A 9,002-nucleotide genomic window follows, 5' to 3' on the forward strand; every position below is an offset into this window, starting at 1 on the left:
GGGGCTCGCATCATATTTTCGGGCTGAAGCACGCACCCGAGGGAATGGTCCCGAGGGTGCCTATGCATAGGAGCAACTGGTCATGCGCACTGGCGTGATCGCGAAGAAGTTGGGGATGACCCGCCTGTTCCAGGACGACGGCCGCCACGTGCCGGTCACCGTTCTGGCTCTCGAGGGCGTGCAGGTCGTCTCCGTCCGCGAAAAGGATCGTGACGGCTATACGGCCGTCCAGCTCGGCGCCGGCACGGCGAAGAGCAAGAATGTCGCCAAGCCGCAGCGCGGCCATTTCGGCAAGGCCGAAGTGGAGCCCAAGGCGGTGGTCCATGAGTTCCGCGTCGACGCGGACGGCCTGCTCGAAGTGGGCGCCGAGATCTCGGCCGACCACTATGTCGCCGGCCAGTTCGTCGACATCCAGGGCAAGACCCAGGGCAAGGGCTTCGCCGGCGGCATGAAGCGTTGGGGCTTCGGCGGTCTGCGCGCCACTCACGGCGTCTCGGTCTCGCACCGCTCGCTCGGTTCGACCGGTCAGCGCCAGGATCCGGGCAAGGTCTTCAAGAACAAGAAGATGGCCGGCCACATGGGTGACAAGTTCCGCACCCAGCAGAACCTCGAGATCGTCGGCACCGACGTCGAGCGCGGCCTGATCTTCGTCAAGGGCTCGGTCCCCGGCTCGAAGGGCGGCTGGCTGTTCGTCAAGGACGCCGTCAAGGTCGCCCGTCCCGACGCCGCGCCGTTCCCGGCCGGTATCAAGTCGGTCGCCAACAACAACGACACCGCCCCCGCGGAGACCCCGGCTGAAGTGACCGAGGCCCCCGAGGCGACCGAAGGCCAGGAGGGCTAAGTGAAGGTCAAGGTTCAAACCCTCGACGCCAAGGCATCGGGCGACATCGAGCTCAACGACACCGTTTTCGGTGTCGAGCCGCGCACCGACATCCTGCACCGCGTCGTCACCTGGCAGCTCGAGAAGCGCCGCGCCACTGCGCGCGGCACTCGCGAGCGTGCCGACGTCGCCCGTTCGGGCAAGAAGTTCGGTCGCCAGAAGGGCGGCGGCACCGCCCGTCACGGCGATCGCCGCGCTCCGGTGTTCATCGGCGGTGGTAAGGCGCACGGCGCCCGCGTCCGCGACTTCAATCCGTCGCTGAACAAGAAGATCCGCGCGCTCGGCCTGAAGATGGCGCTCAGCAGCCATGCCAAGGCGGGTTCGCTGATCGTGGTCGACGCGTTCGGCACCGCCAAGACGGCCGAGCTCAAGGCGCAGTTCGCCAAGCTCGGCACCGGCAAGACCGCGCTGGTGATCGACGGCGAGGCCGGCAACGGCTTCCTGGCCGCGCGCAACCTGATCGGCGTGAACGTCCTCCCCGCGGTGGGCGCCAACGTCTACGACATCCTGAAGCACGACACGCTGGTCCTGACCCGCGCTGCCGTCGAGAAGCTGGAGGCGCGCTTCAATGGCTAAGAAGCTGGCAGCCGCGATCGACAACCGTCACTATGACGTGATTGTCGCGCCGCACATCACCGAGAAGTCGACTCTGGTCTCCGAGCACAACGCCGTTGTGTTCAAGGTCGCCGGCGACGCCACCAAGCCCGAAATCAAGGCCGCTGTCGAAGCGATCTGGAAGGTCAAGGTGACTGGCGTCAACACGATCGTCCAGAAGGGCAAGACCAAGAAGTGGAAGGGCGCCCCCTACAAGCGCTCTGACGTGAAGAAGGCTATCGTGACCCTCGCCGACGGCGAGCAGATCGACGTGACCTCGGGGGTCAATTCGTAATGGCACTCAAGAATTACAATCCGACGTCGCCTGGCGTCCGCGGCCTGATCCTGATCGACCGTTCGGCCCTGTACAAGGGTCGTCCGGTCAAGGCTCTGACCGAAGGCAAGACCAAGACCGGCGGCCGCAACAACAAGGGCCATGTGACGTCGCGCGGCATCGCCGGCGGCCACAAGCAGCGCTATCGCATCATCGATTTCAAGCGCCGCCTGTGGGACGTCGAGGGCACCGTGGAGCGGATCGAATATGATCCCAACCGCACCGCCTTCATCGCGCTGGTCAACTACGGCGCCGACGAGAACGGCAAGGACCGCGTCGCCTACATCATCGCGCCGCAGCGTCTCGCCGTCGGCGACAAGGTGATCGCGGGCAAGAAGACCGACGTGAAGCCGGGCAACGCCATGGAGCTCTCGTCGATGCCGGTCGGCACCATCGTCCACAATGTGGAGATGAAGCCGGGCAAGGGCGGTCAGATCGCGCGTTCGGCGGGCACCTATGTGCAGGTCGTGGGCCGTGACCGCGGCATGGTCATCGTTCGCCTGAACTCGGGCGAGCAGCGCTACATCCACGGCAACTGCATGGCGACGGTCGGTGCGGTGTCCAACCCGGACAACCAGAACACCAACCTCGGCAAGGCCGGCCGCAACCGCTGGAAGGGCATCCGCCCGCTGACCCGCGGTGTCGCGAAGAACCCGGTCGACCACCCGCACGGCGGTGGTGAAGGCCGGACCTCGGGCGGCCGCCACCCGGTCACGCCGTGGGGCAAGCCGACCAAGGGTGCGCGCACCCGCCACAACAAGGCGACGGACAAGATGATCATCCGCAGCCGTCACGCGAAGAAGAAGGGCTAACCGATGGCTCGCTCCGTTTGGAAGGGTCCGTTCGTGGACCTCCACCTGCTCAAGAAGGCGCAGACCGCGCAGGAGCAGGGCACCCGCGCCGGTCCGATCAAGACCTGGTCGCGCCGCTCGACGATCCTGCCGGACTTCGTCGGCCTGACGTTCAGCGTCTACAATGGCCGCAAGTTCGTGCCGGTCTCGGTCAACGAGGACATGGTCGGCATGAAGCTCGGCGAGTTCGCGCCGACCCGGTTCTTCCCGGGCCACGCCGCCGACAAGAAGGGTAAGCGCTAATGAGCAAGCCTGCAGCCCCCCGTAAGGTCGGCGACAAGGAAGCCCTTGCCGTCGCCACGCAGATCCGCGGCTCGGCCCAGAAGCTGAACCTCGTCGCGGGCCTGATCCGCGGCAAGAAGGCCGGCGATGCGCTGAACATCCTTCAGTTCTCGACCAAGGCCATGGCCGTGGACGCGCGCAAGGTTCTCGCCTCGGCGATCGCCAATGCGGAAAACAACCACAACCTCGACGTCGACGCGCTCGTCGTCGCCGAGGCTTCGGTCGGCAAGTCGATCACGATGAAGCGCTTCGCGACCCGCGGCCGTGGCAAGTCCACCCGCATCCTGAAGCCGTTCAGCCGTCTTCGCATCGTCGTCCGCGAGCAGGAAGAAGCATAATGGGTCACAAGAGCAACCCGATCGGCCTTCGCCTCCAGGTCAACCGCACCTGGGACAGCCGCTGGTTCGCCGAGGGCGCCGACTATGGCCGGCTCCTCATGGAGGACCTCAAGATCCGCAAGTACATCCTCGAGACGCTGCCCCAGGCCGCGATCTCGAAGGTGGTGATCGAGCGCCCGGCCAAGCTGTGCCGCGTGTCGATCTATGCTGCCCGTCCCGGTGTGATCATCGGCAAGAAGGGCTCGGACATCGAGAAGCTGCGCAAGACGCTGAGCGCGATGACCTCGAGCGACGTGAGCCTGAACATCGTCGAGATCCGCAAGCCGGAAGTCGACGCCAAGCTCGTCGCCCAGGGCATTGCCGATCAGCTCGAGCGCCGTATCGCCTTCCGCCGCGCCATGAAGCGCGCGGTGCAGTCGGCGATGCGTCTCGGCGCCGAGGGCATCCGGATCAACTGCGGCGGCCGTCTCGGCGGCGCCGAGATCGCCCGTTCGGAATGGTATCGCGAGGGTCGCGTTCCGCTGCACACGCTGCGCGCGAACATCGATCACGCCACTGCCGAAGCGCACACCGCCTATGGCGTCTGCGGCGTCAAGGTGTGGATCTTCAAGGGTGAGATCCTCGGCCACGATCCGATGGCGACCGATCGCCTCAACCTGGAATCGCAGACGACGGGCGTTCGCCCGGCGCGCGAAGACCGCCGCTAAGGGTTAGGACAGAACCATGTTGCAACCGAAGCGCACCAAGTTCCGCAAGGCCTTCAAGGGCCGCATCCATGGCGACGCCAAGGGTGGCACGGCGCTGAACTTCGGGTCGTATGGCCTGAAGGCGATGGAGCCGGAGCGGATCACCGCCCGCCAGATCGAAGCGGCTCGCCGCGCGATCACGCGTCACATCAAGCGCCAGGGCCGTCTCTGGATCCGCATCTTCCCCGACGTGCCGGTTTCGTCGAAGCCCGCCGAAGTCCGCATGGGCTCGGGCAAGGGCTCGCCGGAATTCTGGGTCGCCCGCGTCAAGCCGGGCCGCATCCTGTTCGAGCTGGACGGCGTGCCCGGCCCGCTCGCGGCGGAAGCGTTCGAGCGCGCGGCGATGAAGCTGCCGATCAAGGTCAAGGTCGTGGCTCGCCTCGGCGATACCTCGCACCTGGAGGGTTGAGTAAGATGAGCATCCTCAAGAACCGTCGCGAAGACCTTCGCACGAAGAACGACGATCAGCTCGCCGAGGAGCTGGGCAACCTGAAGCGCGAGGCGTTCAACCTGCGCTTCCAGGCGGCGACCAGCCAGCTTGAGAAGCCGACGCGCGTGACGCAGGTCCGCAAGGACATTGCCCGTATCAAGACGCTGCAGAACGAGCGCTCGCGCTCGGCTGCGAAGTAAGGACGTAAGACCATGCCGAAGCGCGTGCTGACCGGGAACGTGGTTTCCGACAAGGGCGACAAGACGGTCGTCGTGCTCGTGGAGCGTAAGGTGAAGCACCCGCTCTACGGCAAGATCATCCGTCGCTCGAAGAAGTATCATGCCCATGACGAGGGCAATGAGTACAAGGCCGGCGAGACCGTGCGCATCGAAGAGACTGCGCCGATCTCGAAGCTCAAGACCTGGAAGGTGATCGAGCGGGTGAACACCCACGCGACTCCGGCCAAGTCGGACACCGCCGCCTAATCTTTTTAACTGGAACCGCCGGGCGATCCGTCCCGGTAGGCCGAACGAGAAGGAACCGGATCGATGATCCAGATGCAGTCCAATCTCGACGTCGCAGACAACAGCGGCGCGAAGCGGGTGCAGTGCATCAAGGTGCTGGGCGGATCGAAGCGTCGCTTCGCCTCCGTGGGCGACGTCATCGTCGTCAGCATCAAGGAAGCTGCTCCCCGCGGCAAGGTGAAGAAGGGTGACGTGCACCGCGCCGTCATCGTCCGCACCGCCAAGGACGTCCGCCGCGCCGATGGCTCGGTCATTCGCTTCGACGGCAACGCTGCCGTCCTGGTCAACAAGAACGAGGAGCCGATCGGCACCCGTATCTTTGGCCCGGTGGTCCGCGAGCTGCGCTCGAAGGGCTTCATGAAGATCATTTCGCTCGCCCCCGAGGTGCTGTGATGGCTGCTGCCAAGATCAAGAAGGGCGACCAGGTCATCGTCCTGTCCGGCAAGGACAAGGGCCGGACCGGTGAAGTCGTCAAGTCGCTGCCCAAGGACGGCAAGGTCGTCGTCTCGGGCGTCAACGTCGCCGTGCGCCACCGCAAGCCGAGCCAGACCAACCCGCAGGGTGGCCTGGAGCGTTCGGAAGCGCCGATGGCGGTGTCGAAGGTCGCGCACGTGACCAAGGACGGCAAGCCGACGCGCGTCCGCTTCGAGGAGCGTGACGGCAAGAAGGTCCGCATCGCCGTCAAGACCGGGGAGGTCATCAATGGCTGATTCCTACACGCCGCGCATGCGCAAGCTCTATGACGAGCAGATCGCCAAGGCGATGACCGAGAAGTTCGGTTACAAGAACGTCATGGAAGTGCCGAAGATCGAGAAGATCGTGCTCAACATGGGCGTCGGCGAAGCCACGCAGGACAAGAAGAAGGTCGAGCAGGCCGCGTCGGAGATGGAACTCATCGCCGGCCAGAAGCCTGTCGTGACCAAGGCGAAGAAGTCGATCGCGCAGTTCAAGCTGCGCGAAGGCATGCCGATCGGCGCGAAGGTCACCCTTCGCCGCGAGCGCATGTACGAGTTCCTCGACCGCTTCATCACGATCGCGCTGCCGCGCGTTCGCGACTTCCGTGGCCTGAACCCGAAGTCGTTCGATGGCCGTGGCAACTATGCCTGCGGTCTCAAGGAGCAGCTGATCTTCCCGGAAATCAGCTACGATAAGGTCGACAAGATCCGCGGCATGGACGTGATCGTGACCACCACCGCGAAGACCGACGACGAGGCTCGCGAGCTTCTCCGTCTCTTCGGTTTCCCGTTCCCGCAGGATGCGGACGGCGAAGCCAAGGCCGCGTAAAGGAAAGAGAACTTAAGTCATGGCGAAACTGAGTTCCGTGAACAAGAACGAGCGTCGCAAGCTGCTGGTGAAGAAGTACGCCGGCAAGTATGCGAAGCTGAAGGCGATCGCGAATGACGAGAGCCTCGATGAGACCGAGCGTCTCATCGCGCGTCTCAAGATGGCCGAGCTGCCGCGCAACGGCAACCCGACCCGCATTCGCAACCGGTGCGAGCTCACCGGTCGTCCGCGCGGTTACTACCGCAAGTTCCGTCTCGCTCGTGTCATGCTGCGCGATCTGGCCAACAAGGGCCTCATCCCCGGCGTCACGAAGTCGAGCTGGTAAGGATCACGAAGATGGCAGTGACCGATCCCCTGGGTGATATGCTCACCCGCATCCGCAACGGCCAGCGCGCCCGCAAGGACTCCGTCCTGACGCCGGCGAGCAAGCTGCGTGCGCGCGTCCTCGACGTTCTCCAGCGCGAGGGTTATATCCGTGGCTACAGCGAAGAGCAGATGGGCCCCGCGGCCGGCATCCGCATCGAGCTGAAGTATTTCGAGGGCCAGCCGGCGATCAAGCACGTCGCGCGCATCTCGAAGCCGGGCCGCCGCGTCTACTCGGGCAGCCAGGAGCTTCCCCGCGTGCGCAACGGCCTGGGCATCACGATCGTCTCGACGCCTCGCGGCGTTCTCTCGGACGCGGAAGCGCGCGAGCAGAATGTCGGCGGCGAAGTGCTGGCGGAGGTGTTCTGATGAGCCGCATCGGTAAGAAGCCGGTCGCGATCCCCGCAGGCGTGACCGCCACGATCGAAGGTGCCGAGATTTCGGTGAAGGGGCCCAAGGGTACCCTGACCATGCCGAAGGCCGATCTGATCAGCTACGAGCTGGTCGAGGGCGGCATCTCGGTGCAGCCGGCGAACGAGACCAAGCGCGCCCGCGCCTTTTGGGGCATGCAGCGCACCCTGGTGCAGAACCTCGTCACCGGCGTGACCACCGGCTTCTCGAAGAAGCTGCTGATCACCGGCGTCGGCTACCGCGCGAACGCGCAGGGCAAGAAGCTCAAGCTTCAGCTCGGCTATTCGCACGACGTCGACATCGACGTGCCGGAAGGCATCGAGATCAAGACCCCGGATCAGACCACGGTCGAGATCTCGGGCATCGACAAGCAGAAGGTCGGCCAGATTGCGGCCGAGATTCGCCGCTGGCGCAAGCCCGAGCCGTACAAGGGCAAGGGCATCAAGTACGACGGCGAGTTCATCTTCCGTAAGGAAGGGAAGAAGAAGTGATCAGCACCAAGGGTCTCTCGCTTTTCGAGAAGCGTCGTCGCCGCAACCGCACTGCGCTGCGCGCGCGTGCCGGCGGTCGTCCGCGTCTTTCGGTCCATCGCTCGGGCAAGCACATCTATGCCCAGGTGATCGACGATACGCAGGGCAAGACCGTTGCCGCGGCTTCCACCCTCGACAAGGACGTGCGCGGCAAGACCGGCGCGACCATCGAGGCTGCGCAGGAAGTCGGCAAGCGCGTTGCCGAGGCCGCCAAGGCCGCCGGCATCACCCAGGTCGTGTTCGACCGCGGTGGCTTCCTCTATCATGGCCGCGTCAAGGCGCTGGCCGATGCCGCTCGTGAGAGCGGGCTGGAGTTCTGAGAATGGCTGACGAAAACAACCAGGCGCCGGAAGGCGCGGGCTTCGAGGCCCAGGACGCCGGTGCGGCTCCCCAGGAGCAGCAGGGTCGCGGCCGTGGCCGTGGCCGTGGTGGTCCGGGCGGCGGCGGCGATCGCGGCCGTGGCGGCCGTGACGGCAACCGTGGCCGTCGCGACGATCGTCGCGGCAACCAGGAAGACGGCGGCGAGGAGCTGATCGAGAAGCTGGTTCACATCAACCGCGTCTCGAAGACCGTGAAGGGCGGCAAGCGCTTCGGCTTCGCTGCGCTGGTCGTCGTGGGCGACGGCAAGGGCCGTGTCGGCTTCGGCCATGGCAAGGCCCGCGAGGTGCCGGAAGCCATTTCGAAGGCGACTGCCTCGGCCAAGAAGAAGATGCTGCGCGTTCCGCTCAAGGAAGGCCGCACGCTGCACCATGACGGTGCGGGTCACTTCGGCGCCGGCCGCGTCTATGTGCGCTCGGCCCCGCAGGGTACCGGCATCATCGCGGGCGGCCCGATGCGCGCCGTCTTCGAGAGCCTGGGCGTGGCGGACGTGGTGACCAAGTCGGTCGGCACTTCGAACCCCTACAACATGATCCGCGCCACCTTCGAAGCGCTTGGCGAGCAGACCTCGCCGAAGAGCGTTGCGCAGCGTCGCGGCAAGAAGATCGCCGACCTGCTCGGCCGCGGTGGTTCGCAGACCGCCGAGGCGGACGCAGCGGCCGTCACGGAGTAAGCGACCATGGCGAAGATCAAGATCCAGCAGATCGGCTCGCCGATCCGCCGCACCAAGGATCAGCGCGCGACGCTGATCGGCCTTGGCCTCAACAAGATGCACAAGGTTTCGGAGCTCGAGGATACTCCCGAAGTCCGGGGCATGATCCGCAAGCTGCCGCACATGGTGAAGGTGCTCGAGGGCTAAGCCTTCGTTCGCCATCAGCGACAAAGGAAAGGGGCGGTAGGTAACTACCGCCCCTTTTCGTCATTGGAGCTTGTCCTCTCAAGGCAAGGACGGTTCGATAGCCGTCATCCCCGCGCAGGCGGGGATCCAGAGTCGCGGGCGATGCGGTGGAGAAACCCTGGATCCCCGCCTGCGCGGGGATGACGAAACAGGGATGGT

Annotated in this window: 19 protein-coding genes; all 19 read left to right on the plus strand. The window is 65.3% G+C overall.

From position 1 onward, the window contains the following. Window positions 1–82: 82 nt before the first annotated feature. The 19 genes from rplC (at window position 83) to rpmD (ending at window position 8,804) form a co-directional block, all read left to right on the plus strand. Window positions 83–841: a 50S ribosomal protein L3 gene (gene rplC / locus FFS08_RS07710; RefSeq protein ID WP_086128640.1), complete on the plus strand. Its 759-nt coding sequence runs from the start codon at window positions 83–85 to the stop codon at window positions 839–841. Beyond that, window positions 842–1,456 carry a 50S ribosomal protein L4 gene (rplD, locus tag FFS08_RS07715; RefSeq protein WP_137861456.1) on the plus strand — a complete coding sequence of 205 codons (615 nt, stop codon included), beginning with the start codon at window positions 842–844 and terminating at the stop codon, window positions 1,454–1,456. Then, entirely contained in the window at window positions 1,449–1,769 is a 321-nt protein-coding gene (locus FFS08_RS07720) for a 50S ribosomal protein L23 (RefSeq protein ID WP_137861457.1), read from the plus strand. The genes rplD and FFS08_RS07720 overlap by 8 nt, the downstream gene beginning before the upstream one ends. After that, complete coding sequence (gene rplB / locus FFS08_RS07725; RefSeq protein WP_086128643.1) at window positions 1,769–2,620, plus strand: 50S ribosomal protein L2; 852 nt, start codon at window positions 1,769–1,771, stop codon at window positions 2,618–2,620. The genes FFS08_RS07720 and rplB overlap by 1 nt, the downstream gene beginning before the upstream one ends. A gap of 3 nt (window positions 2,621–2,623) precedes the next feature. Further along, complete coding sequence (rpsS, locus tag FFS08_RS07730) at window positions 2,624–2,902, plus strand: 30S ribosomal protein S19 (RefSeq protein ID WP_086128644.1); 279 nt, start codon at window positions 2,624–2,626, stop codon at window positions 2,900–2,902. After that, window positions 2,902–3,279 (plus strand): 50S ribosomal protein L22, encoded by a 378-nt coding sequence (gene rplV / locus FFS08_RS07735; RefSeq protein WP_086128645.1) that lies wholly within the window; start codon window positions 2,902–2,904, stop codon window positions 3,277–3,279. Before rpsS ends, rplV begins: the two co-directional genes overlap by 1 nt. Then, window positions 3,279–3,986: a 30S ribosomal protein S3 gene (gene rpsC / locus FFS08_RS07740; RefSeq protein WP_086128646.1), complete on the plus strand. Its 708-nt coding sequence runs from the start codon at window positions 3,279–3,281 to the stop codon at window positions 3,984–3,986. The genes rplV and rpsC overlap by 1 nt, the downstream gene beginning before the upstream one ends. A 16-nt stretch (window positions 3,987–4,002) precedes the next feature. Further along, on the plus strand, window positions 4,003–4,434 hold the full coding sequence (gene rplP / locus FFS08_RS07745; protein ID WP_086128647.1) for a 50S ribosomal protein L16: 432 nt from the start codon (window positions 4,003–4,005) through the stop codon (window positions 4,432–4,434). Window positions 4,435–4,439: 5 nt separating this feature from the next. Next, window positions 4,440–4,655 carry a 50S ribosomal protein L29 gene (gene rpmC / locus FFS08_RS07750; protein ID WP_116838635.1) on the plus strand — a complete coding sequence of 72 codons (216 nt, stop codon included), beginning with the start codon at window positions 4,440–4,442 and terminating at the stop codon, window positions 4,653–4,655. Window positions 4,656–4,667: 12 nt separating this feature from the next. Further along, window positions 4,668–4,940: a 30S ribosomal protein S17 gene (rpsQ, locus tag FFS08_RS07755; RefSeq protein ID WP_137861458.1), complete on the plus strand. Its 273-nt coding sequence runs from the start codon at window positions 4,668–4,670 to the stop codon at window positions 4,938–4,940. Between the two features lie 63 nt (window positions 4,941–5,003). Then, window positions 5,004–5,372 (plus strand): 50S ribosomal protein L14, encoded by a 369-nt coding sequence (gene rplN / locus FFS08_RS07760; RefSeq protein WP_086128650.1) that lies wholly within the window; start codon window positions 5,004–5,006, stop codon window positions 5,370–5,372. After that, window positions 5,372–5,689 carry a 50S ribosomal protein L24 gene (gene rplX / locus FFS08_RS07765; protein WP_137861459.1) on the plus strand — a complete coding sequence of 106 codons (318 nt, stop codon included), beginning with the start codon at window positions 5,372–5,374 and terminating at the stop codon, window positions 5,687–5,689. The genes rplN and rplX overlap by 1 nt, the downstream gene beginning before the upstream one ends. After that, window positions 5,682–6,263: a 50S ribosomal protein L5 gene (gene rplE, locus FFS08_RS07770; protein WP_086128652.1), complete on the plus strand. Its 582-nt coding sequence runs from the start codon at window positions 5,682–5,684 to the stop codon at window positions 6,261–6,263. The genes rplX and rplE overlap by 8 nt, the downstream gene beginning before the upstream one ends. Window positions 6,264–6,282: 19 nt before the next feature. Continuing rightward, complete coding sequence (gene rpsN, locus FFS08_RS07775) at window positions 6,283–6,588, plus strand: 30S ribosomal protein S14 (RefSeq protein ID WP_137861460.1); 306 nt, start codon at window positions 6,283–6,285, stop codon at window positions 6,586–6,588. A gap of 11 nt (window positions 6,589–6,599) precedes the next feature. Beyond that, on the plus strand, window positions 6,600–6,995 hold the full coding sequence (gene rpsH, locus FFS08_RS07780) for a 30S ribosomal protein S8 (RefSeq protein ID WP_086128654.1): 396 nt from the start codon (window positions 6,600–6,602) through the stop codon (window positions 6,993–6,995). After that, entirely contained in the window at window positions 6,995–7,528 is a 534-nt protein-coding gene (gene rplF, locus FFS08_RS07785) for a 50S ribosomal protein L6 (protein ID WP_137861461.1), read from the plus strand. The genes rpsH and rplF overlap by 1 nt, the downstream gene beginning before the upstream one ends. Further along, window positions 7,528–7,887, plus strand: a complete 360-nt coding sequence (gene rplR, locus FFS08_RS07790; RefSeq protein ID WP_171012531.1) for a 50S ribosomal protein L18 — start codon at window positions 7,528–7,530, stop codon at window positions 7,885–7,887. The genes rplF and rplR overlap by 1 nt, the downstream gene beginning before the upstream one ends. A 2-nt stretch (window positions 7,888–7,889) precedes the next feature. Next, a complete protein-coding gene (gene rpsE / locus FFS08_RS07795) occupies window positions 7,890–8,618 on the plus strand; it encodes a 30S ribosomal protein S5 (protein WP_137861463.1) in 729 nt (242 codons plus the stop codon). A 6-nt stretch (window positions 8,619–8,624) separates the two neighbouring features. Then, window positions 8,625–8,804 (plus strand): 50S ribosomal protein L30, encoded by a 180-nt coding sequence (gene rpmD, locus FFS08_RS07800; protein ID WP_086128658.1) that lies wholly within the window; start codon window positions 8,625–8,627, stop codon window positions 8,802–8,804. The last annotated feature ends 198 nt before the right edge of the window (window positions 8,805–9,002 follow it).

It is taken from the genome of Sphingomonas sp. 1F27F7B (genome assembly GCF_005503355.1).
Lineage (GTDB): Bacteria > Pseudomonadota > Alphaproteobacteria > Sphingomonadales > Sphingomonadaceae > Sphingomonas.

Coding starts and splice junctions, on each gene's coding strand:
- rpsE (WP_137861463.1), top strand. CDS start 7,890: ATGGCTGACGAAAACAACCAGGCGCCGGAAGGCGCGGGCTTCGAGGCC.
- rpmD (WP_086128658.1), top strand. CDS start 8,625: ATGGCGAAGATCAAGATCCAGCAGATCGGCTCGCCGATCCGCCGCACC.
- rpsQ (WP_137861458.1), top strand. CDS start 4,668: ATGCCGAAGCGCGTGCTGACCGGGAACGTGGTTTCCGACAAGGGCGAC.
- rplE (WP_086128652.1), top strand. CDS start 5,682: ATGGCTGATTCCTACACGCCGCGCATGCGCAAGCTCTATGACGAGCAG.
- rplN (WP_086128650.1), top strand. CDS start 5,004: ATGATCCAGATGCAGTCCAATCTCGACGTCGCAGACAACAGCGGCGCG.
- rplX (WP_137861459.1), top strand. CDS start 5,372: ATGGCTGCTGCCAAGATCAAGAAGGGCGACCAGGTCATCGTCCTGTCC.
- rplC (WP_086128640.1), top strand. CDS start 83: ATGCGCACTGGCGTGATCGCGAAGAAGTTGGGGATGACCCGCCTGTTC.
- rpsN (WP_137861460.1), top strand. CDS start 6,283: ATGGCGAAACTGAGTTCCGTGAACAAGAACGAGCGTCGCAAGCTGCTG.
- rplF (WP_137861461.1), top strand. CDS start 6,995: ATGAGCCGCATCGGTAAGAAGCCGGTCGCGATCCCCGCAGGCGTGACC.
- rpsH (WP_086128654.1), top strand. CDS start 6,600: ATGGCAGTGACCGATCCCCTGGGTGATATGCTCACCCGCATCCGCAAC.
- rpmC (WP_116838635.1), top strand. CDS start 4,440: ATGAGCATCCTCAAGAACCGTCGCGAAGACCTTCGCACGAAGAACGAC.
- rplB (WP_086128643.1), top strand. CDS start 1,769: ATGGCACTCAAGAATTACAATCCGACGTCGCCTGGCGTCCGCGGCCTG.
- FFS08_RS07720 (WP_137861457.1), top strand. CDS start 1,449: ATGGCTAAGAAGCTGGCAGCCGCGATCGACAACCGTCACTATGACGTG.
- rplP (WP_086128647.1), top strand. CDS start 4,003: ATGTTGCAACCGAAGCGCACCAAGTTCCGCAAGGCCTTCAAGGGCCGC.
- rpsC (WP_086128646.1), top strand. CDS start 3,279: ATGGGTCACAAGAGCAACCCGATCGGCCTTCGCCTCCAGGTCAACCGC.
- rplV (WP_086128645.1), top strand. CDS start 2,902: ATGAGCAAGCCTGCAGCCCCCCGTAAGGTCGGCGACAAGGAAGCCCTT.
- rpsS (WP_086128644.1), top strand. CDS start 2,624: ATGGCTCGCTCCGTTTGGAAGGGTCCGTTCGTGGACCTCCACCTGCTC.